Here is a 22,391-nt window from a genome sequence, read left to right as displayed (position 1 = left end):
GTAAACCGTGAATACGTTGTTGGGCAACGACGTAATGGCGGTTCCCCAACGAGCTACGCCACCACAATCCCAGGAGTTGTTGCGCCATGACTGCCATCACCATGACCTTGAGCGCCCCCAACGTTGTTCTCAAGGACGGCAAGGGATCCCTCACAGCATCCGTCACCAACGGCTCCCCCGATCAGGAGCGCGTGGTTCTCGGCGCCTTTCCCGGGCAGGTGACCAATCCGCCGTCGAAAACGTACACCACCATCACCAACCCACTGCGGACCATCGCTGCCGGGGCCACCGAGCAGTACGTTGTCAGCTTCGACACCGCAGGCGCCTCGGCGGGCAGCTATCCAGTGAAGTTGATCGCCTACTCCGCCGACGACGCGCCTGAGGACTACGCGGACCAGGCCCATGTTGTGACTTTGACCGTGCCCGCCGCAGAAAAACCCAAACCACCCGGGCGCTTCCCGTGGCTGTGGGTAATCATCGGTGGCGTGGTGCTCTTGGCCGCCATTGGCTTGATCCTTTTCACCATGTTCAAGGATGCAAATGTGCCTGATGTGAAAACCAAGCCGCAGGCCGAGGCAGTACAGATCCTCACGGACGCAGGTTTCAAGGCCACGACCTCGGACGTCGAAAACGCTGCCCAGGAGGGAACGGTAGTGAACCAAGTGCCTGCCGGTGGTGAAAAGGTGGGCCGCGGCAGCACAGTGAATCTGGAAATTGCCGTGCCGGTTCGGGCCACCGTGCCTGACGTGTTGGGCCAACGGATTGAAGATGCCCGAACCGCTTTCCAAACAGCGCAGATTCAGCTGGACTTCACCCAAGGTTCCACCTGCCAGGCGCAGCCTCCGTTCTCCATCCAGCGGTGCGTTGTGGTGGGGGTGGTCCCGGATGCCGGCAGCAAAGTCAACATCAATGCCCTGGTCCTGGTACGGACTGAGCTACGGTCCAGAATCATCCTGGACCCGGTGAACATCTGCCTCAGCAACCCGCAGCTGTGCACCAACAGGCTCGGCCAGTGACAATTTTCGGACGGGTTTGCCGGGCGGGGGCGGTGACATGAAAAGATCAACCATGCGTCCGATGCAGCACTCCAGCAAACTCCAGAACGTCCGCTACGAACTTCGCGGTCCCATCCTCCAGGCTGCAAAAGCCATGGAAGCCGAGGGCCACCGCATCCTCAAGATGAACCTCGGGGACACAGCGCCGTTCGGGTTGGAAGCACCGGAGTCAGTGGTGGTGGACATGATCCACCACCTTCGCGGTGCGCAGGGATATAGCGATTCCAAGGGCATCTTCTCCGCGCGCACAGCCATCTCGCAGTATTACCAAACGCGCGGTCTGATGACCATCGGCGTCGAGGATGTTTTCATTGGCAATGGCGTCAGCGAGCTAATTTCCATGACCCTGCAGGCGTTCATGGAGAACGGCGACGAGATCCTCATTCCTGCGCCGGACTACCCGCTGTGGACGGCCGCCGTGACACTCACAGGCGGCCAAGCAGTGCACTATCTGTGCGATGAGGACGAGAACTGGTGGCCGGACATGGCCGACGTCGAAGCGAAGATCACCCCGCGCACCAAGGGCATCGTGATCATCAACCCGAACAACCCCACCGGCGCTGTCTACCCCCGGCACATTTTGGAGCAGTTCGCAGCTCTGGCCCGTAAGCACGATCTTGTGCTGTTCTCGGACGAGATCTACGAGAAAATCCGCTACGTCGACGCGCCCCACATCCACACGGCCGCTGTGGCCGAGGATGTCTGCGTGTTGACTTTCAGCGGGTTGTCCAAGGCGTACCGCATGCCCGGCTACCGGGCCGGGTGGGTCGCCGTGACTGGCCCCCGGACCGTAACCGCCGCCTACCGGGAGTCGCTGGAGCTGCTGGCCTCCTTGAGGTTATGCGCCAACGTTCCGGCCCAGCACGCCATCCAGACGTGCCTTGGCGGCTACCAAAGCATCGAAGCCCTCATACGTCCTGGCGGCCGGCTGCGCGAGCAGCGGGACCTGGCGTGGAAACTGTTGACAGCGATTCCGGGCGTCAGCTGCGTCCCGGCTGCCGGCGCCATGTATCTCTTCCCCAAGCTGGACCCGGAGATCTATCCCATCGCCTCCGACGAGAAATTCGTCCTGCAACTCCTGCAGGAACAAAAGATTCTGGTCTCGCATGGGACGGCCTTCAACTGGCCAACACCGGACCATTTCCGGTTTGTGATCCTGCCGGCTGTGGAAGACATTGAGGAAGCGGTGCGCCGCATTTCCACCTACCTCGCTGCCTATCGGAACCGCCCGGAGAACCGGATATCGGAAGAAGAATTCTCCCGCTGAGAGTTGCAATCTGTTCAAAAATCCAATCGGTAGACGTAAAATCTGTTTGATACTCCTCCGCGCAAATTCCTAAGCTGGTAAAGCATGTGCGAGCAGCCAAAGCGGCATATCCGCAGCGCTTTCACTCCTCTACGGGTTGTGCTGGCCGCACTGGGCATCGCGGTCATCGTTGCAGCCGTGGTTATTTTCTCTTCGTGGCGTCAAGAGTTACCCGACACCGTGCAGGACTTCGGTCTTCCCCTTGCGGTAGGCGCTGGAATCGTGCTGCTCGTTGCCGGCGTTTTCATGCCGATGGTCAGGGAAGTTGAACTCGGCCCCATTCCTACGCTCAAGATCGCCCCAGCACTCAGGGATCGCGAAAACGAACTGCGCAGCGTCTTCGAGCGGCAGAAGGGCGATATGGAATATTGCGCCCACTTGCTATGCGATAACCCGGAGACGGCCCGGAGACTGCTCGAGGCATCATGGTCCTTGGCATCCAGCGCATGGAAGGGACCCGTGACTCCCCAGCTGCGCGTGTATACGTTGTGCGTTTTTGTGGAGATGCTCCGGAAGCATGAGCGGTGGGTGCGGGAAGTGCACCCGCCGAAGACGAAGAAGGGGCCGAAGACGGGGCCGAAGCCGAAGATTAAGCCGCAGGGCGGTAGCCCACTGTCAAAGCTCCCCTATGAGGAGCGGATAACCATCGTGCTTCACGAGTTCGCCAACCTGACTGTCGGTGAAATTGCGGGCATGACGGGGCGTCCTGCGGAGAGTGTCGGCAGATCGCTGGCACACGCCGAGGAAACAACCGGACGGCTGGCCCTGGAGGAAGGCCGGCCATGAGAGACGCGCTGCGGCAGCGATTACTGGCCGATGCCTCTTTCGACGCACAAACACACCCCGCGGATTTGGGCTTTGCCTTGACGGAGGGGATGTCCACAGTTCGTCGGCGGATCATTCGCACGTGGGTGATTGCCGGGGTTGTTGCGGTTGCAATGATTGCCGCCTCTGTGGTGGCGGTTGTCGCAGCCAAGAACAATGGCAGTCCATCCGATCCCGTAATGACCCTGCAGACAATCACCATCACGGCTCCAAGCCAGCGGCTACATCCTGACGCCACTGTCGATCTCAAGGCCTCGGGAACCTATAGCAACGGCGAGACAAAGGATTTGCGGGAAGGTCTTGCGTGGAATTCAGACGTACCAGAGGTGCTCGCCGTCTCCACAACCGGGGTTGCCACCGCTGCCAAGACAGGTTCTGCACAAATAACGGCGGCTCATAGTGGGATCTCCGGCAACTTGGAATTTCAGGTCGTAGATCCCGACCCCAGCCTGAGCCTCGTCAGCCTTCGCATAGTTCCTGACAACATCACAGTGCCTGCAGTGAGAACGACGCAGCTCACGGCCCAGGGCACCTTCAGCGATAATTCGATCGGTAACCGCAACGAGCCTGCAATTTGGGATTCCCTCAACAAGGACATTGCCACGGTGGATGGTAATGGTTTGGTGACTGGGGTCCGCCAAGGCGTCGCCACCATCACTGCCACGGAAGGGACCATCCAGGCAACGGCTGCCGTCACGGTCACCGGCCCGGACACCACCACTCCAACGGGTGAGCCAAACGGGTGCGTCATCGACCCGACCGCTCTGTCTATCAAGCACACCCAAACACAACCACTGTTGGCCTTCATCACTTATACGGACGGCACGCGACAACCTGCCACCACCGCCACGTGGTCTTCAAAGGATTCCAAGATCGCGAGTGTAAATACTTCGGGATCGGTGACAGGCACCGGTCATGGACAGACGACAGTAAGCGCCCAATGCGTCGACGCCAAAGGTAAGGAATGGCCAGCTTCGGTGCCGGTAACAGTTGAGCCGGTAGCGACGGCCATAACCATCAGCCCGGCGGGACCGCACTCCATCGGCCTTCAGCAGACCCTTCAGTTGACCGCCACAGTCACTTTCAGCAACGGAACGAAGAGCACCACGGCTCCAGTGTCCTGGCGCCACAGTCCACCGCTCGTCGTCTCCGTCAGCAATTCGGGTCGTGTTGGGGGCCTTCGCAACGGACGAGCCAGTGTGACCGCCTCCCTCGATGATGAAACGAGCAATCCAGTCATTTTCAACGTAGGACCATTGGCGCCCACCCCAGGCCAGATCGGTTGACCGCTCAGTCCCCCGCCGAACCACTCACGCGCAGGGCGTTGATGATCGCCGGGATGGACGCGATCAGCATGATCAGAGCCCACACCAGCGCCACCACCACGGTGATCAGCGCCCAGAATTGGTCCCCGATGGACACCAGCGGCCCGGGCAGGAATCCGTGGATGATCCCCAGGATCACCTGAAGGAGCGCGGAAACCACCAGCAGCACCACTAGACCCGTGACCTTAAGGAACTTCGGCTGGCTCAGGATCAACAGCAGCGCAAAGACGATCTTGAGCACCAGCAACAATCCAAGGATCGCGGCTGCCTGGCCTTTGGGAAAGCTCCCCCACAGTGCCAGGTACGCGATAGTCCCGAACGGGGCGGACACGAACAATCCGATCATCAGGAACAGCTTCGCCAACGCCAGCATCGCCGTGAGGAATGAAGCAATCACCCACAGCAGCATCACCACCAGCGTGGCAACCCCCTGTGCCCGCCCATAGGTTCGCAGATCCATGATCAAGCTGAGCCCCAGCATCACCACGGTGAACAGCAGCAGCCCATCGAGGAAGGCCAGAAAACCAATTCCGGCCCCGGGCGGCTCGGCGTCGGCCTGTTGTGTCTTCAGGAAAACGTCCAAGGGAACATCCAGTTTGCCGGCCTCAGCTGCAGAGACGGGCTCGACGGCGGTCTGGCCCAACAGGAGGGACATCCCCACCTCAACCAGGACTACTACGGCGAAGACCACCAGGGCCGCGTAGAACAGCGGGCGGCGCAGGGCACCCGGGTCAGGCCCGCTGCGGAACCCCTCACGAATTGACCACGCTGCGGCCATGGGTCAATTGTGGCACCGGAGATTTCAAATGGGCAGTCGCTTTCAGCCCTTCTTTGGCTCAGCTGGCGGGCCCTTCGGGGCTGAATATCAGGCTTGCCACCGGCAAAGATGGGCCAGTTCGGTGGCTCTGGCGCGAGCGCCGGAGGCGGGCCACCAGCGTTGCGGCGAGTAACGCCGTCGTGATTTCCAGTCCGATCACCAGCAAAAGTCCGGCGGCTCCGGATACATCAGCAACGTTCGACGCCGGTCCCCCGCCGTGCGCATGTGCGGCACCGCCCGCCCCCAGCAGCAGGACAGCGTGGAGTCCCACCATGGCCAAGGCGGATATGGTCACTTGATGAAGTGCACCGACTCTGCTGTGGCGCCAGATGTGAACTGTGCACGGGATGCACACGGCCGCCAAGGCAATCATGAGTGCGCCGAGCCAGGCAGCGTGGTGTCCCGAGGCCGCGAGCCACACGTGCACCAGGCAGGAGACGGCTGTGAGTGCTGCGCAGATCCGAGGGTGCAGGACAGGCCCGGCTACCCGGGCCCGTCCTGCGATCATGGTCATTTCGGTGCCCCGGGCGCTTTAGTGGCAGTGCCCGGCGGGCTCGCCGTGTTCTTCGCTGCTGGAAGTCGCCGCGCTGTGGCAGCTCGAGCCAGAAGCGTTGGCCGGCACGTCCAACACGGGGCTGCGGTCGAAGAAACCTTCCGGACGGAGCTTGAAGCCCACCGTGTCCACGGGCATGATCGGCCAGTCTTCCACGCGCGGGAAGTGTGTGAGGCCGAAGGTGTGCCAGAGGACGATGTCCTGGCCATCAATCTCCCGGTCCTGGGCAACATAGGCCGGCAAGCCGGCGCCGCCGAAGTGCTGGTTCACGAAGTCGCCCGTGGGGTAGCGCTCCTCGTCGGAGTAGCGGGTGACCCACAGGTCTTTGGTGGCGAAAGCCGCGCGCTTCGCGATGGACGAGCCGGGGTCGGCAAGCAGTGTGGGCTGGTTCTCGGCGTGGAGCTTGTAGCCCACTGGCTCGCCGAGTCGGTTGCGGGATTCCGGGTTGGAAATGATCCACGTCCTGCCGGCGCGGGCGTCGGCTTCGCGCATGGCCTCGGACTCTTTCGTCAGTACTGTGCGCTTGCGGGAGAACGCGTTGCCGCGCTCATTTCCCTCGCCCATGGCTTGGCGGACCACGTCTTCTTCTTCCACGCGGTTGGTGAAGCCGTCAATGGCCATGTCCAGGCGGGCGCTGAAGAGGTGCTGGTGGAAGGGTGCGCCGAGGCCCGGTGCGAGTTGGGAGATGTTATCGGAGCCGCCCTCCGGAAACGCGCTGGTGAAGACGACACCGGTGGCCTTGGCCTCGAACTCGATGGTGCCGTCCAGGTAGAGGTACCAGTAGAAGCCATAGTCGTAGTTGCCGATGGTGGTGAAGAAAGAGATCACCAGACGGCGGTTGCGGCGGGTGTAGTTGATACCGGTCCAGAGGTCTGAGTGCTTGGAAAGGATGCCCCAATCTTCCTCGTGCATGCAGATGCCGTTGCGGATCTCGCGGGGGTTGCCGAAAGCATCGCTGATGACAGGGCTGAGGTAGGTAATGTCTCCCAGGCAATCGCAGCCCAGTTCGAGTGAGTTGGCGTACTGGCCCACCAGGTATTCGCCAGTGTCGAAGTAGTTTTGCCAGGACCGGATGGGTGAGGGATCGCCGTAGGGAACCACCATCTCGGCGATGGAGGCGCGGTTGATAATGGGACGCTTTGTGTCACCGTCCTGGAAGGCCAGATTGTGGAGGACAACTCCTTCGCGAACATCGAAGCCGACGTCCACGCTCCACTTTTCCCACTCCACATGGTTGCCGCCCGTGACGGTGAAGCTCGGGCCCTCCGGCTGAGTGATGCTGATGGGCTTCTGCGTTTCGCGCAGCGGACCGGTCAGTTCTGGATCTGTGTAGTTTCCGTGCTCAGTGGGGATGGGCATGACGCCGAGGTCAATGACCTGGGTGACTTCCTTGTTGACCACGTCCACGTAGGCCACCAGGCCGTCTACGGGATGTGCCCATGCGCTGTCTTCCGGGAAGTCCTGGACGAAGGCGAGACCACGCAGGATACGGCGACCTTTCTCGTCGTCGTACTCAAAAACGCCGGCCGAGAGCGGTGCGACGCGGACTTTTTCTACGTCCAGATCGCGGGCGGCAAGCGCGGCCAGCCAACGCTCATCGCTTGCCAGGAGAGTCTCCACAACCTCGAATTCCTCTTCCAGCACGGGGAGTTCGCCTGAAACTTTGGTATCCAGTTCGATGGCTTTTATGATCTCGCCGCGGGTCGCTGAGACGAGGACGTCGCTGGGAGCTCCGCCGGAAATGTCGTGGATGAAGACACGGAAACGGCGGTCCTGCTCCGACTGGCCGCGGGACGGGTCCACCAACCCCAAGTAGGCGATTCGCTTATCGGGGCCAAGGTGGCCGGAGGCCTGCAGGATCCCCTGCACCTGGGAGATTTCGGCTCCCGTTGCAAGGGCGTACTGCGTTTCCTCAAGGGTCACGGCGTCAGTTGCTGTCTCAGTTGCTGTGGGCGTCATGGCTGCCTCTTGTCCGGGACCTATGATGGGTCAGGATTTATTTTCTATAGGTGTAGAGAATAACCAAAACGTAAGATGGGTCACAAGACCTGTCCACCAATTTATTTCCCGGGAGCCCCTCCAGTGCCAAAGATTGTGGACCACGATCAACGACGCCTCGAACTGGTGGATGCAACCTGGCGGATCATCGCGAGGCTCGGCATGGAAGGCGCCACTATGCGGGAAATTGCCGAGGAAGCAGGCTTCGCCAACGGTGCCCTCAAGCCCTACTTCCCCACTAAGGACCTGCTGCTGACGTCCGCGTTCGGGCACGTCTTCAACCGCACCAATCAACGCATCGCCACCATGACCGACGGACTGTCAGGCGTAGCGGCCCTCCGCGCGTTCTGCGCAGAAGTCCTGCCACTCGATGAGGAGCGCATCAATGAAGCCCGCATCGTGATTCCGTTCTGGCAGAAGGCACTCAACGACTCCCACATGGCAGCCCTCCACAGCGAGTCCATGAGCCAGTGGCACATCACCATCACCGCTCATTGCGCAGCAGCCCGCACGGCAGGCGAGATCAACGCCCCCATCGGGGACGCCGCCGTCGCCGATCACCTGCTCAACATGATGCTGGGCGCGCAAATTGTTGTGGCATTGTCCCCCGCAGAGCATTTCTCGCAGGACCTTGCGGGGCAATTGGACAACTACCTGGCACTGCTCGCCGGTTAGCTGGTGGCGCCGGAGGCCACCACGCCCACACCCAGCCCGGCGATCACACCGCTGCTGACGCGCTCGACGACGGTACTCACCTTGGGTCGCTTGAGCCAGCGCATCGCTTTGAAGGCGACGACGGCGATCATCGACAGATAGGCGAAGGCAATCACGGCCACCACCACGCCGAGAATGAGCGAGGTGCCCATGGTGTCCCCACCGTGTGGGATGAACTGCGGGACCACCGCCAGGTAGAACAAGCCGACCTTGGGGTTGAGCAGCGTGGACAAGGACCCAGCACCCAGGGCGGAGAGTCGGCTGTACGGGAGGGGCGCGTTCTCCGCCGTGCCGCCAGCTTCGGCGGACCTAGCCGCCTTTGCTGCCTTGCGGGACTTGATGAACGATGAAACGCCCAAATAGAGCAAGTACAGGCCGCCTGCGATCTTGACCCATCGGAACAGTTCCGCGGACTGCTCAAGAATGGCTGCGAGACCGACGCCCACCAATGCAGCCCAGACAATCGCGCCAATCGCAGACCCTGCGGCCGCAGCAATTCCTGCACTGGGACGGTTCAACGCGATACGCAGGACCAGGAAAGTGTCCGGCCCGGGTGTTACGGACAGGACCAGGCAGAGGCCGGCAAAAGCTGCGAGGGAAGCAAGAGTCACAAGCTCGATTATCAGGCACAGGGCCCTGAACGGAAAGCGTTCGCTTCCCGTCAAGGGCTGTTCGTGCATAGACAAGGCTCATGCGCGTGATGCCGACCACACTGGAATCATCGCCGCGCGCCTCACTGGCCGCCAAGACTTACTACCCGAGCGGAGTACCAATGGAGACTTACGACGCCCTGCTGGCCTCAATCACCCCGGCCCCCGGCCAGAACAGCCGCACCATCCTTGATCCGGCAACGGGTGAAGCTGTCGGCGAAACCCCTGTTCACACCGTCGAGGACCTCGAAGCCGCAATCGCGGGTGCCGCCGCCGCCCAACCCGCATGGGCTGCCTTGGGCCACGACGCCAGGTCCGCCGCGCTCATGAAGGCCGCCGACGCCGTCGAACGTTCTGCCGAGGAACTCGCCCAACTGCTCTCGCGCGAGCAGGGCAAGCCGCTGAACGGACCGAACGCGCGCTTCGAAGTTGGAGCATGTGCCGCGTGGCTCCGGGCCACCGCCGCCACCCCGCTTGATCCTGAAACTGTGGTGGACGACGGCGCAACCCGCGCCGAAATGCATTACCGCCCCATCGGCGTCGTCGGTGCCATTGGTCCCTGGAACTGGCCCATGATGATCACGGTGTGGCAGATCGCGCCCGCCCTGCGCATGGGTAATGCAGTGGTGGTCAAGCCCTCCGAGTACACGCCGCTCTCCGTGCTGGCACTCGCCTCGATCATCAACCAGGAACTGCCCGATGGCTTGCTGTCCGTGGTCTCCGGTGGCCGCGACGTCGGCGAAGCCCTGGCCGCACATGACGCGATCGGCAAGGTCATGTTCACCGGCTCCACCGCCACGGGCAAGGCGATCATTCGATCCTCGGCCGATACCGTCAAGCGGCTCACTCTGGAACTCGGCGGTAACGACGCCGGCATTGTTCTCCCCGATTCGGATCCCAAGGCAATCGCCGAGGGTCTTTTCTGGGGTGCCTTTATCAACACCGGCCAGACCTGCGCTGCCCTGAAGCGCTTGTACGTGCACGAGTCCCAGTACGAGGCTGTGTGTTCAGAGCTCACTGCTGTGGCTGCTGCAATGCCGATGGGTAACGGCTTGGATGAGAACAACGTCTTGGGCCCTCTACAGAACCGGCAGCAGTACGACATCGTGGCGCGGCTGGTGGAAGCCGCTAAGGAATCCGGGGCCCGTGTGCTGCTGGGTGGCAACCCCGACGCCGACGCTCCCGGCAACTTCTACCCCACTACCCTGGTGGCCGACATCGATAACGACAACCCGCTGGTCGCCGAGGAACAGTTCGGGCCCGCCCTGCCGATTATCAAATACAGCACGGTTGACGAGGCCGTCGCCAAAGCGAACGCGCTCGACGTCGGACTGGGCGCCTCAGTCTGGTCCTCCGATGTGAGTGCCGCACGCGAAGTCGCCTCCCGCATCCAGGCCGGCACGGTATGGATCAATAAGCACGGCGCAGTAGATCCGCGTATTCCGTTCGGCGGCGCGAAGCAGTCCGGTTACGGCTTGGAGTTCGGCGCCGAGGGTCTCAAGGCTTTGGGCGTCCCGCAGGTCATCAACGGCTAATCTTTTCCCTCTCCGGTTCTACCCAACTGGGTCGCATTTGACGTCGTTCTGAGCCCTCAGAACGACGTCAACTGCGACCCAGTTGGGTTGCCCGGGCGTAGGGCCAGTGCTGCCGCGAGGATGATCACGCCGGAGGCGGCAATGACGATGGCGGCCAAAGAGTGCTCGAACCTAGCGAAGATGGCTGCGCCAAAGGCAAGGACTCCCGCCCCCGCCATGAGGGGTCGCCGGGCACTGGCCGCCCATGCCACGAGGGCGATTCCGAAAAATGGGCTGTACTGGAAGCCCAAAGCGATGTCTGCGAAGAAGAACGCGACGGCAACGAAGCAGAGCAGCCCGGCCGCGCTGTTCCGCTCAACCACCTTCCGATAATAGAGATAAACGATGAGCGCTGAGAGAAGGCTCAACCCGTGGGACGCCACCGACAATGGCCCTGCTGCCAGCATGTACCCGCCCACTTCGCCTGAAAGCAGGAACGCCCAAAGGAGCGTGAACAGTCCGAAGACTGTGCCTGCAAATCTTGCGATCCGCTCGTCGTTGACATTGTTTGCCTTGTTCCCTTGGAACGTTGTCGCAGTCGCCATCGGCTGCCCCCAATCCTTGCTGCGAACCTAGAGCCGAAAGCATCCACTTGTCCAGTCACAGGGTGGACGCGGTTGGGAGGCCGGGGGCTCACCGTGTAAACATGAGCAGCATGGCCCAGAAGATTGCGTATCAAGGTGAGCCCGGAGCCAATTCGGATCTCGCGTGCAAGGAAATGTTTCCCGAACTCGAAAGCGTTCCGTGCGCCAGCTTTGAGGATGCCTTTGAACTGGTATCCACTGGCGAAGTCGATCTGGCCATGATTCCGATTGAAAACTCCATTGCCGGACGGGTGGCCGATATCCACGTCCTGCTCCCCCAGTCCAAGCTGCAGATCGTGGGCGAGTATTTCCTGCCCATCCGTTTCGACCTTCTGGGAATCCCCGGCAGCACCATTGAGGGCGCCACGGAGGTCCACAGCCACATCCACGCACTCGGACAATGCCGCAGGATCATCCGGGAAGCTGGCCTCAAACCTGTCATCGCCGGTGACACCGCAGGCTCAGCCCGCGAAGTACGGGACTGGAACGATCCCCGCAAGCTGTCCCTGGCTCCGCCGCTCGCCGCTGGCCTGTACGGCCTCGAGGTCCTGGCCTCCGGCGTCGAAGACGACCCCACCAACACCACACGCTTTGTTGTTCTGGCCCGTGAACGCGAGCTTCCCAGCAAGGAAGAATTACCCGGTCCGGCGATCACCAGTTTCGTCTTCCGCGTACGCAACGTTCCCTCTGCCCTTTACAAGGCACTAGGCGGCTTCGCTACCAACGGCCTCAACATGACTCGATTGGAAAGCTACATGGTGGGTGATGAGTTCGCTGCCACGATGTTCCTTTCCGACGTCGAGGGGCATCCCGAAGACGCTCGACTCCGCCGGGCATTGGAGGAACTGGAGTTCTTCACCACGGAGGTCCGGGTCCTCGGCGTATATGCCGCAGACGGTTACCGCGAGAGGAACACCGTCAGCGCCTAAGCACGCTGCTGGCCGAGCCCGCTACAGGCCGGAGCGCCCGTGAGTCAGTCCTGTGGGAATGCCGATGAGCACCGGTTCCTGAGTCGAGCAGCACCCGCTAACCTCTACGTCCCATGCCGAAGCAGCCACCGCAGGAACGTCACGGCTAGTACCCGCGTTGGAGGAGCAGACCCCGGTCTCTGGCAGTTCAAGATGAACAGTGTCCGCCGCAACCTGATCCCCCGATAGGGCGGCAGCCACGGAGCGGACTTGCTCATAGCCGGTGGCCAACAGAAAGGTCGGCGCGCGCCCGTACGACTTCATGCCGACGATATAGAAGTCCTTCTCCGGATGGGCGAGCACCTTCGCGCCATGCGGCGGAACCGTGCCGCAAGAGTGGAATTCGGGATCGATCAGCGGCCCCAGTTCCGTAGGCGCTTCAACAGCAGGGTCCAGGTTCAGCCGCAGTTCCCGGAGCATCTCAAGGTCAGGGCGGAAGCCGGTACACGGGACGATGACATCTGTTTCCAGCGTCCGTCCATCTGCTGATTCCAGCGTCAGTCCGGAATCAAGATTTTTCAGGGCTGCGATGCCGAAGTTCGTATGCAGTTCGATGGTTCCGGATTCGACCAGTCGGCGCAGCCGCGAGCCAAGCTGGCCGCGTGCAGGCAGGCCGTCTGCGTCGCCGCCGCCGTAAACCTTCTCTGCGGAAGCACCGCGGATGGCCCAGAGTATCCTCGTGTTCGGCGCATCTTTGGCCAAATCGGCGAGGTTGATCAGCGTGTTTGCAGCGGAGTGGCCTGCGCCAACTACCAGGGCTCGTCGGCCGGCGAACGAATCCCGATCCCGCCCGGAAACATCGGGCAGGGGTGAAGAGATGCGGTCTGCTGCACGATCTTCACCGATGGCGGGCAACCCGGAGGTTCCGAGCGGATTGCGAGTGGCCCAGGTGCCGGAAGCATCGACAACGGCTGACACCGTGTAATCGCGGACCTCACCGGCAGTGTGTTCAACCCGGACCATGAACGGGGTGGTGTCGCGATCGCGCACATGGGTTTTGTCGAGCCCGGCGCGGGTGACAGCGGTGACGCGGGCGCCAGTTTGTAGTCGGGAAGCGATGGCGGGGAGTTCTGCCAGCGGGGTGAGGTAGTTATCAATGAGTTCCCCGCCATAGGGCAATGCGGTGGGACGGGGCGATTCCCAGCCACTGGGCTCGAGCAGCCGGACAGCCGCGGCGTCGAGATTGAACCTCCATGGCGAGAAGAGACGGATGTGGCGCCATTGTTCGATTGCAGCCCCTGCAGAGTTGCCTGCTTCGAAGATGATCGGTTTCAGTCCGCGTTCAAGCAGGTGCGCTGCGGCTGCCAGCCCAACGGGGCCCGCACCGATGACTGCGATGGGGAGGTGCTTATCCATGGTTTCTCGTCTCTCGGTATGGGGAACTCAGAAGTGGGTGGGCTCTTCGACCAATGCCGTGGCAATGCTGTGGGCGTCGTCCAAGGCGGCAAGGTAGCGCTCAGCATCGAGTGCGGCCGAGCAACCCGTGCCAGCTGCTGTAATGGCTTGGCGATAGCGATGGTCTACGGCGTCGCCGCAGGCAAAGACACCCGAGAGGTTCGTGCAGGTGGTGGGTGAATCCACCTTGATGTAGCCCTCGGCGTCGAGGTCCACTTGCCCTTCCACGAGTTCAGTCCGCGGCAGATGACCGATGGCCACGAAAATACCGGTGGCCGCTTGCTCACGGGTTTCGCCGGTGCGGGTGTCCGTGAGGGTGACACCTGTGACTTTGGTATCTCCGTGGATCTTGGTGATAGCAGAGTTCCACGCGAAGGTGATCTTGGGATTGTCCTTGGCTCGCTGGGCCATGATGCGGGATGCCCGCAGTTCGTCCTTTCGGACCACGACGGTCACGGATTTGCCGAAGCGCGTCAGGAAGGTAGCTTCCTCCATGGCGGAGTCTCCGCCACCAACCACAATGATGTCCTGTTCCCGGAAGAAGAAGCCGTCACAGGTGGCACACCAGGAGACACCATGCCCGCTGAGTTTCTTCTCTTCCGGAAGCCCGAGCTCCTTATATGCAGAACCCGTGGCCAGGATGACCGCCGGCGCCTCATGAGTCTCGCCACCTCCAGTGACCACACGCTTGACGTGACCCTTGAGATCAACCTCAGTGACGTCGTCGAAAACTATCCGCGCACCGAACTTTTCCGCCTGTTCCTGGAGCCCATCCATGAGCTCCGGGCCTTGGATCCCACCCGGGAAGCCGGGAAAGTTCTCTACTTCCGTGGTGTTCATGAGGGCGCCACCGGCGGTGACCGAGCCGGCCAGCACCAAGGGGTTAAGTCCGGCGCGAGCGGCGTAAATAGCGGCTGTGTAGCCGGCGGGGCCGGACCCGATGATGATCAGCTGTTGGGTGCTCACGATTTCTCCTTGCGAGGGTCAGGTGACAGGCGTGGGATTACTGGGCGTCGACGTGCCGGGCCGGCAGGATTTCCGTAAGGAGATTCTCGATGCGGGTCTTGATCTCATCCCGGATGGGACGAACAGCTTCCACGCCCTGTCCAGCAGGGTCCTCGAGTACCCAGTCCTCATAGCGCTTGCCGGGGAAATACGGGCACTCATCTCCGCAGCCCATGGTGATCACCACATCGGATTCCTTGACGGCTTCCGTGGTGAGGACCTTCGGGATTTCGGCGGACATGTCGATGCCAAGCTCAGACATGGCTTCAACAGCAGCAGGGTTGACTTTGTCTGCTGGCTGGGAGCCAGCTGACCTGACCTCAACGGCACCTTTGGAGAGGGTTGTGAGGAAAGCGGCAGCCATCTGGGAGCGTCCTGCGTTATGAACGCAAACGAACAGAACGGACGGTTTCTTGGCAGTTTCGGTGCTCACGGGATTCTCCTGTGTCGGTTTGGGTTGGTCTGGTTGGGATCATTCCGCAGCAATGCCGCGATGTATTGATATTCATCGATGCATTGAGTATCGGCCTATAGATTGATGATTGTCAATATATGAAAAACGGGACTAGGCAGCACGCAGTCGAGGGGCGAGATCATGAACGCGGCGTGAGATATCGGCGAATGCATCCTCAAACGCTTCCTTACTATCAAGCCGGACAGGATCCGGAATGGACCAGTGAATGCCGCGCAATCCCGGCAATTCCTCATGGGCGTTGTCGCAGACAGTGACCACCAAATCCTCGTCGCTCACCACTTGGTCTATCAGGCAGGGTTTTGCGCCCGCAAGGTCCAATCCATGGCGGCGGGCGACCTCCAAGGCGCCTGGCGCCACATGTTCCGCCGGATGGGTTCCCGCCGATACCGAAGGAATGTCGCTGGCGGTTTGCCACAGCGCCGTTGCCAACTGCGAGCGCGCACTATTCCGGGTGCAAACGAACAGGACGCGCCGGGCCCCGTGCTCGCGGCCGGGAGTGAGACCTTCCAGCGCACCGGCAGCCAGCCGGACATAGCTTCGCCGCTTGTCACCTTCCGAACGATGCCGAACCGCCAAACCTGCAGCCTCCATGGATCGCAGATGGTGCGACAGCAGATTGGCGGGCATGCCCAATTCCGACTGCAACTCTGTGGGCGACAAGTCCCCCAAGGTCAACAGATCCACGATGCGCAGCCGGGCAGGATCGGCCAGGGCCGCGTACTTAGCGGCCCTCTCCAAGAGGCTAGAGTTTTGCTCAATATTCATTGATTCAATTTTGACTGAACTAATTTCATCAGTCAAGCTGTTCGCATGACTATTCATTCGTACGGGTTGTGGCGCCGCGCCCTCGCTGAAGCTTTGGGAACCTGCCTGCTTGTTGCCATAGTTGTGGGCTCAGGCATCGCAGCGCAGCAGCTCTCCCCCAATGATGTCGGCCTGCAGTTGCTCCAGAACAGCACGGCCACCGTGCTCGGCTTGACGGTCCTCATACTGATCTTTGGACCAATCAGCGGGGCGCACTTTAACCCGGTAGTGTCCCTGGTGGACTGGATACTGGGTAGACGAGCCGGCACCGGCCTGTCGTTGAAAGAACTTGGCACGTACGTCGTGTCGCAGACCGCGGGGGCGATCGGCGGCAGCGTACTGGCGAACGCCATGTTTGAGGTGAGCACCTCAATCTCCAGCAAGGACCGCGCAACGCCTGGCCATCTGCTGGGTGAAATTGTGGCCACGGCCGGACTAATTCTGCTGATCTTTTCCCTGGCTGCCACCCAGCGGGGCTCCTTGGCCGCCCCCGCAGTCGGCGCCTACATCGGCGCTGCCTATTGGTTCACGTCCTCGACTTCCTTCGCGAACCCTGCAGTGACTGTAGGACGGATCTTCAGCGACACGTTCGCGGGCATCGCACCCAGCTCAGCACCGGCCTTTGCCTTGGCGCAACTGATCGGCGCCGCCGTTGGAGTCGGCCTTCTCCTACTGCTTTTCCCATCGGGTTCAAGCGCCGCGGAAAATGTCGTCGTGCCACACACAGTGGACGTGCGGCCTTGATCTAACCTTGTAGCCGGAACCACAAAATAAGGGCGACAGCAGCGGCGAAGACGGTAAAGAATCTGCTGGGGGCCGACGCCTGTTCTTTATCAACGCAGCCTGCGTGGCTGTCCTCATGGCAGGCGGCTTGTCCCACCTCCTCTTCCAGACTCCGACGGCGGCAGTCGGCGCACAAGCAGAACGTACCCGCAGGGCGCCGTTAACCCTGGCACCCGCAGGTTTGACGCTGCTCAGACGCCTGCTGGTTCCGCAGGGTCAAAGTCGTAAGCGGCAAGACCATCAATGCTGGTGCGGTTCTTGGTGATTCGGTAGTCAACACTTCCGTCTACGCCCTTGCGTTCAAAGTACGGACCCAACAGATCGCGGTGACCCTCAAAGCTCATCAAGGGAACGCCCCACCCGCATGAATCCGAAACACGGTGGACGTCAACAACAATGACGGCCCTCGCACCGGGTTTGTCGTCGAAGCGCTGAGCAAGAGACTCGAAGTCATGGTCATAGCGGGTGACGACACGCCCTGTCCCATGGAGTCGGACAATATTCGGACGCCCGTCAAAGGCACAGAACATGACGGTAATCCGGCCGTTCTCCCTCAAATGGGCTATCGTTTCGCTCCCACTGCCGGTGACGTCGAGCCAGGCAAACGTATGCTCATCAATGACCGCGAAGGTGCCCGGAAGCCCGCGGGGAGATAGGTTGACGTGCCCATCGCTGGACAGCGGAGCGGTGGCAACAAAAAAGACCACTTGCTGTTCAATAAACTTGCTCAATCGCTGATCGATTGCCCCGTATACCTTGCCCATGGGGATCACGCTTCCATGAGGCACGAGCAGGTTCAAACCTGTCTCATGGAACGATATGGGCTGTCGAACGGGATTACATTGATGATCGTCAATACGCGGGCATAATAGTTACATGACTGCACTACCCACACTCGAGCCTGCCGCCGTGCAGGACTGCTGCGAGCCGACGGGCCAGCCTGCCTTGGGTGCCGAGGAAGCCAAACGGAAGGCAGTGGTGTTCAAGGCCCTCGCCGACCCCAACCGGCTGCGGCTTCTTTCCATAGTCAAAGCTGAATCTTCGGGCGAATCCTGCGTCTGCGACCTCACGGGGCCACTGGGTCTCGGCCAGCCGACGGTGTCGCACCATCTGAAGATCCTGGTGGATGCGGGCTTACTGCACCGGGAAAAGCGCGGCACATGGGCATACTATTCCCTGGTCCCGGGCGCCTTGGACGACGTCGCCGGCATCCTGTCAAAGCTGTGACAGTAGCGCTGAGGGCTATGGAGCCCCGGGACTGGCCGGCGGTAAGGGAGATCTTCCAGGAAGGCATCGACACCGGCTTCGCCACGTTCGAATCATCCGCACCCGAATGGGACGCCTTCAACAACTCCAGATTGCCTGAGCACCGGTTTGTGGCAGTCAGCAAGGAGGGCACCATCCTGGGCTGGACCGCGGTCTCAGCCGTTTCCTCACGACCGGCCTACGCCGGCGTAGTTGAACACTCCATTTACGTGGCTGGCGCCGCCCGCGGCCAAGGCGTTGGCAAACTGCTTCTGCAGGCACTCGCCGCCTCCACCGAGGCGAAGGGAATCTGGACCATCCAGTCCAGTATCTTCCCCGAGAACCAGGCCAGCCTTCGGCTCCATCGGGCCAATGGTTTTGCCATCGTCGGGCGGCGGAACCGTATCGCTCGCGTGAGCACCGGACCCGCCGCCGGACAATGGCGCGACACCCTGCTGCTGGAACGCCGCTCGCCGGTCATTGACTGACGATTATCGGCCCACCGAGGCCTCTTCCTCCTCGCGAGGAGCGACCGGCGCGGACGAAGAATCACGTGCCAGCTTCCCCGGCCACCAAATCTTGCTGCCGATGTCGTAGGCAAGCGCGGGAACCAACAGGGAGCGGACCAGCACCGTATCCAGCAGCACACCGAACGCGACAATAAACGCGAGCTGGACCAGGAACATGATGGGGATGACACCAAGGGCCGCGAACGTAGCGGCCAGGACCACGCCGGCAGAGGTAATGACACCGCCGGTAACCGCCAATCCCCGCAGGATTCCCGGACGTGTCCCATGCTTCAACGACTCTTCACGGACACGACTCATCAGGAAGATGTTGTAGTCCACGCCAAGGGCTACCAAGAACACGAAGCCGAAAAGCGGCACGGTGGCATCAGCGCCGGAGAATCCGAAGACTCCATTGAAGACCCACGCTGAGACACCCATCGCGGCACCGTACGAAAGCACCACGGAGAGCACCAGCAGCACTGGCGCCACCACGGATCGCAGCAGCAGCATCAAGATGAAGAGGATGACCACCAGGACGATCGGGATGATGACCACCAAGTCGCGTTGCGCGGTGGTATTGGTATCCAGCGCGGTCGCCGTGACTCCACCTACCAGAGCTTCGGCGTCGGCGTCCTTAACAGCCACCCGCAGCGACTTCACCGCTTCTTCTGCTTCAATCGAGTCTGCAGCCGAGTTCAGCGTGGCGTTGATCAGGACCCTGCCATCGCGGACAGCGGGCTCCGAAGGAGCGCCGGGGGCTCCGGTGATCGGGACATTACCGTCGGCCAGTAGATACGCATCACCCACGCCGTCGGCCGCTTTGACCTTCTCCAGCACCTGCTGCGCGGCAGCTTGGGAAGCGACCACGACGGCGGGGCTGCCGCTGCCGGCGTCGAAGTGGCGCGCCAGCGCTTCCTGGCCGTCAACGGCGTCGGAAGCAGAGAGAATGACGTCCGTTTGCGGAACGCCGTTAGCCTTCAATTGCATCAAGCCGGTAGAGGCTGCGAGGAGCAGCAGGACGGAAGCCACCCACACGACGCGCGGCCGTTTGGAGACCAGACGACCCGTGGCGCGCCACAGACCCTTTTGCCCCTCAAGTCCAGTGACAATCTCAGGTTCGCGTTCGTCGTCGGGCAGCAACTTGGGCCGGAAGGGCCAGAAGGCGGCCCGTCCAAGCAAAGCCATCAACGCAGGCAGAAGCGTGAGTGCGGCGAACAGGGAACAGAGGATGCCGGCAGCTGCCACAGGACCCAGGGCCTTGTTGGAGTTCAAGTCCGAGAAGAGCAGGCAAAGCAGGGCGATGATGACGGTGGCACCAGAGGCAAGAATTGGTTCGAACGAAGCCTTCCAAGCTGTGATGGCTGCCTGCGTGCGGTTAGTGGTGTGGGTCAGGGCTTCACGGAACCTCGCTACATACAGCAGTGCGTAGTCGGTAGCCGCACCAATCACAAGAATTGAAAGGATGCCTTGACTCTGGCCGTTCAGTTGGATCCAGCCGAGCTTGGCCATGCCGAACACCAGCAGAATCGCGGCACACAAGGCGAAGACTGAGGTGAACAGCACCGCCAGCGGCAGCACCACCGAGCGGTAAACCAGCAGCAGGATCACAAACACGGCACCCAGGGCAACCAACAGAAGAATGCCGTCGATCCCGCCGAACGCGTTGACGAGGTCCGCGGTCAGGCCAGCGGGCCCAGTGACGAACGCCTGCGTTCCGTCCGGGGCGCCGGGCTGCACGACGTCGCGGAGCTCCTGGACCTTCTCCCGCAGCTCATCGGAAGACGCCATGGGAACAATGAATTGGACGGCCTTGCCGTCTTCGGACGGAATAGGCCCGACGACGGCGCTCCCCAGCTTAAGTGCCTCAATGTCGGCTTTCAGTTGGGCTGCCTCGCCCAGTTGAGCCGGGGTGAAGGCGGTGTCGTTCTCCACGATGACCACAGCCGGAATCTCCTCGGAGTCCCGGAACTTGGCCTGCCAATCGCCAGCTTCCGTGGCCTCGGCGCCCGCGGGAAGGAAGGATGCTTGGTCGTTCGAGGAGACTTCCTCCAACCGCCCAAAGGTGGGGCCACCAATTCCTGCGATGCCGAGCCACGTGATGACCAGCACCACGGGCAACAGCCAGCGCAGCCAGAACGGTACTTTCTGCGGGTTCATGAGTCCTTCTTCTTAGGGGATGCTTCAGGGGCTTTATTCCATCATAGATTATCTCTATCATGGAACTATTCCAAGAGTCCTGAGAAGCGAATGCCGGAATCCCCTACAGCTGGGAGTAATATCCGGAAGGCAGTAAATACGAGACGACGCTGGCAGGAGGGCGGACATGTCGGACTCAACAGTCCCGCGCCCCGCGGAGCAGGGCCCGGATACCGGCCGCCCCGAGACCGCAGCTCCCCAAGAACTTGTCCGACTCCTGCAGGACTTCACCCTCGAAGCGAACCACTACGTGGACGCAGCAGGTGGCCGGAACGACATGCACCGCACGGACCTGAACGCACTCGCCGTCATCATGCGCCACTCCGCAGCCGGCAAAGTTGTCACGCCTGGCGTTCTCCGCGCCGAACTCCGGCTCAGCTCCCCCGCGACCACTGCGTTGGTTGATCGCCTGCATGCCTCGGGTCACGTTGTGCGCGAACGCCTTGGGACCGATCGCCGGCAAGTCCAGTTGCAGATGACACCCAAGGCGTACCGGGATGGCAGCGCAATGTTTATGCCACTGGCTATCCGCATGGGCAAGGCCATGGCCGCTTACAGCCCTGAGGAACTGGAGCTTGTCACCCGGTTCATGACTGACATGGTGGAAGCTACCTTGGCCGCCCGCGAGGAAGCCACCCAACCCGACGCAACGCGCTCCACCTAAATTCACCTTCCAAGTTGTAGCGTTTCCCTATGAACGCGCAGCAGCCTGAAGATGTCTATACCCACGGGCACCACGAGTCGGTTGTCCGGGCCCACGCCTCACGGACGGTCGAGAATTCGGCCGCGTTTGTGATCCCCCATCTCACCCCCGGAACGTCAGTGCTCGACGTCGGATGCGGACCAGGCAGTATCACTTGCGACTTCGCGGCGCTGGTTGCGCCCGCTCAAGTGATCGGTTTGGACAGGTCAGCCGACATCATCGCTCAAGCCACTGAGCTGGCGACCGAACGCGGCGTGGACAATGTGACCTTCCAGACGGGCAACATCTACGACCTCGACTTTGAGGACGAGTCCTTCGACCTCGTCCATGCCCACCAAGTCCTCCAGCACCTGACTGACCCCGTCGCCGCGCTTCGCGAGATGCGCCGGGTGGCCAAACCCGGAGCGATCGTTGCCGTGCGCGACGCTGATTTCCACGGCATGAGCTGGTACCCGGAGGTCCCCGAGCTGGACGACTGGATGGAGCTTTACCAAAAGATCGCCCGGCGCAACGGAGCAGAACCCGACGCCGGCCGTCGCCTGGTTTCGTGGGCCCAGCAAGCTGGTTTCACCCAGGTGGCGCCGACCAGCAGCAACTGGCTTTACGCCACCGCCCAACAGCGCGCGTGGCAATCAAGGGTGTGGAGCGAACGGGTGCTGCACTCCGCGTTCGCCGAGCAAGCCCTTGAGTACGGTTTCGCCAACGAGGCCGACCTCGCCAGGATCGCTGCAGGCTGGCACCGCTGGGGAGCTACCGATGACGGATTCTTCCTCATTCCGAATGGCGAGGTCATAGCCCGGGCCTAGTCCTCACAAAAAGGTAGTCCTCACCAAAAAGTTCGCCAACCATGTAGAAATACCCGCCGCAGTTCCGACCCATGAGTGAAAGCACCCACAAAGGGCGCTCC

Annotated in this window: 23 protein-coding genes; 12 read left to right on the top strand and 11 right to left on the bottom strand. The window is 61.6% G+C overall.

What is annotated here, in order from left to right; all coding sequences use genetic code 11:
- Window positions 1-86: 86 nt before the first annotated feature.
- The 4 genes from M1D89_RS04860 (at window position 87) to M1D89_RS04845 (ending at window position 4,472) form a co-directional block, all read left to right on the top strand.
- A complete protein-coding gene (locus M1D89_RS04860) occupies window positions 87-1,016 on the top strand; it encodes a PASTA domain-containing protein (protein ID WP_498648528.1) in 930 nt (309 codons plus the stop codon).
- Between the two features lie 52 nt (window positions 1,017-1,068).
- Window positions 1,069-2,322: a pyridoxal phosphate-dependent aminotransferase gene (locus M1D89_RS04855; protein ID WP_498192335.1), complete on the top strand. Its 1,254-nt coding sequence runs from the start codon at window positions 1,069-1,071 to the stop codon at window positions 2,320-2,322.
- An 84-nt stretch (window positions 2,323-2,406) separates the two neighbouring features.
- Window positions 2,407-3,147 (top strand): RNA polymerase sigma factor, encoded by a 741-nt coding sequence (locus tag M1D89_RS04850; protein WP_498648525.1) that lies wholly within the window; start codon window positions 2,407-2,409, stop codon window positions 3,145-3,147.
- Window positions 3,144-4,472, top strand: coding sequence for an Ig-like domain-containing protein (locus M1D89_RS04845; RefSeq protein WP_498648523.1), 1,329 nt, complete (start codon window positions 3,144-3,146; stop codon window positions 4,470-4,472). Before M1D89_RS04850 ends, M1D89_RS04845 begins: the two co-directional genes overlap by 4 nt.
- A gap of 4 nt (window positions 4,473-4,476) precedes the next feature.
- Here M1D89_RS04845 and M1D89_RS04840 read toward each other — a convergent pair whose 3' ends face one another.
- From M1D89_RS04840 to M1D89_RS04830, 3 genes are read right to left on the bottom strand one after another with little or no spacing between them, the layout of a single operon-like run.
- Entirely contained in the window at window positions 4,477-5,289 is an 813-nt protein-coding gene (locus M1D89_RS04840; protein WP_498648521.1) for a hypothetical protein, read from the bottom strand.
- A 58-nt stretch (window positions 5,290-5,347) separates the two neighbouring features.
- The gene (locus M1D89_RS04835; protein WP_498648519.1) at window positions 5,348-5,842 is read right to left on the bottom strand and encodes a hypothetical protein; all 495 of its coding nucleotides are present in this window, start codon (window positions 5,840-5,842) and stop codon (window positions 5,348-5,350) included.
- An 18-nt stretch (window positions 5,843-5,860) separates the two neighbouring features.
- Window positions 5,861-7,840: a primary-amine oxidase gene (locus tag M1D89_RS04830; RefSeq protein ID WP_498648517.1), complete on the bottom strand. Its 1,980-nt coding sequence runs from the start codon at window positions 7,838-7,840 to the stop codon at window positions 5,861-5,863.
- Window positions 7,841-7,963: 123 nt separating this feature from the next.
- On the opposite strand from M1D89_RS04830, the gene M1D89_RS04825 reads away from it, so the two are divergent.
- Window positions 7,964-8,554 (top strand): TetR/AcrR family transcriptional regulator, encoded by a 591-nt coding sequence (locus M1D89_RS04825; RefSeq protein WP_498648516.1) that lies wholly within the window; start codon window positions 7,964-7,966, stop codon window positions 8,552-8,554.
- On the opposite strand, the gene M1D89_RS04820 is transcribed toward M1D89_RS04825, so the two are convergent.
- The gene (locus M1D89_RS04820; protein ID WP_498648514.1) at window positions 8,551-9,204 is read right to left on the bottom strand and encodes a LysE family translocator; all 654 of its coding nucleotides are present in this window, start codon (window positions 9,202-9,204) and stop codon (window positions 8,551-8,553) included. The genes M1D89_RS04825 and M1D89_RS04820 overlap by 4 nt on opposite strands.
- A gap of 161 nt (window positions 9,205-9,365) precedes the next feature.
- Between M1D89_RS04820 and M1D89_RS04815 the strand changes: the two genes are divergently transcribed.
- Complete coding sequence (locus tag M1D89_RS04815) at window positions 9,366-10,778, top strand: aldehyde dehydrogenase family protein (RefSeq protein WP_498650897.1); 1,413 nt, start codon at window positions 9,366-9,368, stop codon at window positions 10,776-10,778.
- Window positions 10,779-10,834: 56 nt separating this feature from the next.
- Here M1D89_RS04815 and M1D89_RS04810 read toward each other — a convergent pair whose 3' ends face one another.
- Window positions 10,835-11,362, bottom strand: coding sequence for a hypothetical protein (locus tag M1D89_RS04810; protein WP_498648513.1), 528 nt, complete (start codon window positions 11,360-11,362; stop codon window positions 10,835-10,837).
- A 110-nt stretch (window positions 11,363-11,472) separates the two neighbouring features.
- On the opposite strand from M1D89_RS04810, the gene M1D89_RS04805 reads away from it, so the two are divergent.
- Entirely contained in the window at window positions 11,473-12,330 is an 858-nt protein-coding gene (locus M1D89_RS04805) for a prephenate dehydratase (RefSeq protein ID WP_091471048.1), read from the top strand.
- 21 nt (window positions 12,331-12,351) lie between these two features.
- On the opposite strand, the gene M1D89_RS04800 is transcribed toward M1D89_RS04805, so the two are convergent.
- The 4 genes from M1D89_RS04800 to M1D89_RS04785 all read right to left on the bottom strand — a co-directional run bounded on the left by M1D89_RS04800 (window position 12,352) and on the right by M1D89_RS04785 (window position 16,009).
- Window positions 12,352-13,725 carry an FAD-dependent oxidoreductase gene (locus M1D89_RS04800; RefSeq protein ID WP_498648511.1) on the bottom strand — a complete coding sequence of 458 codons (1,374 nt, stop codon included), beginning with the start codon at window positions 13,723-13,725 and terminating at the stop codon, window positions 12,352-12,354.
- A gap of 27 nt (window positions 13,726-13,752) precedes the next feature.
- On the bottom strand, window positions 13,753-14,730 hold the full coding sequence (gene trxB, locus M1D89_RS04795; protein WP_498648509.1) for a thioredoxin-disulfide reductase: 978 nt from the start codon (window positions 14,728-14,730) through the stop codon (window positions 13,753-13,755).
- 37 nt (window positions 14,731-14,767) lie between these two features.
- Window positions 14,768-15,202, bottom strand: a complete 435-nt coding sequence (locus tag M1D89_RS04790; RefSeq protein ID WP_498648507.1) for an arsenate reductase ArsC — start codon at window positions 15,200-15,202, stop codon at window positions 14,768-14,770.
- A gap of 132 nt (window positions 15,203-15,334) precedes the next feature.
- Window positions 15,335-16,009 carry an arsenate reductase/protein-tyrosine-phosphatase family protein gene (locus M1D89_RS04785; protein ID WP_498648505.1) on the bottom strand — a complete coding sequence of 225 codons (675 nt, stop codon included), beginning with the start codon at window positions 16,007-16,009 and terminating at the stop codon, window positions 15,335-15,337.
- A 45-nt stretch (window positions 16,010-16,054) separates the two neighbouring features.
- Here M1D89_RS04785 and M1D89_RS04780 point away from each other — a divergent pair, with 45 nt between their 5' ends.
- Window positions 16,055-16,792: an aquaporin gene (locus M1D89_RS04780; protein WP_498648504.1), complete on the top strand. Its 738-nt coding sequence runs from the start codon at window positions 16,055-16,057 to the stop codon at window positions 16,790-16,792.
- Window positions 16,793-17,022: 230 nt separating this feature from the next.
- Here the strand turns inward: M1D89_RS04780 and M1D89_RS04775 are convergent, their stop codons facing one another.
- A complete protein-coding gene (locus tag M1D89_RS04775; protein ID WP_498648502.1) occupies window positions 17,023-17,595 on the bottom strand; it encodes a pyridoxamine 5'-phosphate oxidase family protein in 573 nt (190 codons plus the stop codon).
- 112 nt (window positions 17,596-17,707) lie between these two features.
- On the opposite strand from M1D89_RS04775, the gene M1D89_RS04770 reads away from it, so the two are divergent.
- The gene (locus M1D89_RS04770; protein WP_498648501.1) at window positions 17,708-18,058 is read left to right on the top strand and encodes an ArsR/SmtB family transcription factor; all 351 of its coding nucleotides are present in this window, start codon (window positions 17,708-17,710) and stop codon (window positions 18,056-18,058) included.
- A complete protein-coding gene (locus tag M1D89_RS04765) occupies window positions 18,055-18,564 on the top strand; it encodes a GNAT family N-acetyltransferase (protein ID WP_498648499.1) in 510 nt (169 codons plus the stop codon). The genes M1D89_RS04770 and M1D89_RS04765 overlap by 4 nt, the downstream gene beginning before the upstream one ends.
- Window positions 18,565-18,567: 3 nt before the next feature.
- Here the strand turns inward: M1D89_RS04765 and M1D89_RS04760 are convergent, their stop codons facing one another.
- Window positions 18,568-20,742, bottom strand: a complete 2,175-nt coding sequence (locus tag M1D89_RS04760; protein ID WP_498648496.1) for an MMPL family transporter — start codon at window positions 20,740-20,742, stop codon at window positions 18,568-18,570.
- Between the two features lie 166 nt (window positions 20,743-20,908).
- Here M1D89_RS04760 and M1D89_RS04755 point away from each other — a divergent pair, with 166 nt between their 5' ends.
- Both M1D89_RS04755 and M1D89_RS04750 read left to right on the top strand, forming a co-directional pair.
- On the top strand, window positions 20,909-21,445 hold the full coding sequence (locus M1D89_RS04755) for a MarR family winged helix-turn-helix transcriptional regulator (RefSeq protein WP_498648494.1): 537 nt from the start codon (window positions 20,909-20,911) through the stop codon (window positions 21,443-21,445).
- A gap of 29 nt (window positions 21,446-21,474) precedes the next feature.
- Window positions 21,475-22,290: a methyltransferase domain-containing protein gene (locus M1D89_RS04750; RefSeq protein ID WP_498648491.1), complete on the top strand. Its 816-nt coding sequence runs from the start codon at window positions 21,475-21,477 to the stop codon at window positions 22,288-22,290.
- Window positions 22,291-22,391: the final 101 nt, after the last annotated feature.

This window comes from Arthrobacter sp. D3-18 (assembly GCF_054408525.1).
Note: the sequence above shows the minus strand (reverse complement) of the source record. Positions and strands in the feature narration are given on the sequence as shown.

Bases quoted from the DNA above. Each gene is read 5' to 3' on its own strand.
- M1D89_RS04770 (WP_498648501.1), top strand. From the start codon at position 17,708: ATGACTGCACTACCCACACTCGAGCCTGCCGCCGTGCAGGACTGCTGC.
- M1D89_RS04840 (WP_498648521.1), bottom strand. From the start codon at position 5,289: ATGGCCGCAGCGTGGTCAATTCGTGAGGGGTTCCGCAGCGGGCCTGAC.
- M1D89_RS04775 (WP_498648502.1), bottom strand. From the start codon at position 17,595: ATGGGCAAGGTATACGGGGCAATCGATCAGCGATTGAGCAAGTTTATT.
- M1D89_RS04785 (WP_498648505.1), bottom strand. From the start codon at position 16,009: ATGAATATTGAGCAAAACTCTAGCCTCTTGGAGAGGGCCGCTAAGTAC.
- M1D89_RS04860 (WP_498648528.1), top strand. From the start codon at position 87: ATGACTGCCATCACCATGACCTTGAGCGCCCCCAACGTTGTTCTCAAG.
- M1D89_RS04755 (WP_498648494.1), top strand. From the start codon at position 20,909: ATGTCGGACTCAACAGTCCCGCGCCCCGCGGAGCAGGGCCCGGATACC.
- M1D89_RS04780 (WP_498648504.1), top strand. From the start codon at position 16,055: ATGACTATTCATTCGTACGGGTTGTGGCGCCGCGCCCTCGCTGAAGCT.
- M1D89_RS04835 (WP_498648519.1), bottom strand. From the start codon at position 5,842: ATGACCATGATCGCAGGACGGGCCCGGGTAGCCGGGCCTGTCCTGCAC.
- M1D89_RS04800 (WP_498648511.1), bottom strand. From the start codon at position 13,725: ATGGATAAGCACCTCCCCATCGCAGTCATCGGTGCGGGCCCCGTTGGG.
- M1D89_RS04850 (WP_498648525.1), top strand. From the start codon at position 2,407: ATGTGCGAGCAGCCAAAGCGGCATATCCGCAGCGCTTTCACTCCTCTA.
- M1D89_RS04810 (WP_498648513.1), bottom strand. From the start codon at position 11,362: ATGGCGACTGCGACAACGTTCCAAGGGAACAAGGCAAACAATGTCAAC.
- M1D89_RS04760 (WP_498648496.1), bottom strand. From the start codon at position 20,742: ATGAACCCGCAGAAAGTACCGTTCTGGCTGCGCTGGCTGTTGCCCGTG.
- M1D89_RS04750 (WP_498648491.1), top strand. From the start codon at position 21,475: ATGAACGCGCAGCAGCCTGAAGATGTCTATACCCACGGGCACCACGAG.
- M1D89_RS04805 (WP_091471048.1), top strand. From the start codon at position 11,473: ATGGCCCAGAAGATTGCGTATCAAGGTGAGCCCGGAGCCAATTCGGAT.
- M1D89_RS04855 (WP_498192335.1), top strand. From the start codon at position 1,069: ATGCGTCCGATGCAGCACTCCAGCAAACTCCAGAACGTCCGCTACGAA.
- M1D89_RS04830 (WP_498648517.1), bottom strand. From the start codon at position 7,840: ATGACGCCCACAGCAACTGAGACAGCAACTGACGCCGTGACCCTTGAG.
- M1D89_RS04815 (WP_498650897.1), top strand. From the start codon at position 9,366: ATGGAGACTTACGACGCCCTGCTGGCCTCAATCACCCCGGCCCCCGGC.
- M1D89_RS04845 (WP_498648523.1), top strand. From the start codon at position 3,144: ATGAGAGACGCGCTGCGGCAGCGATTACTGGCCGATGCCTCTTTCGAC.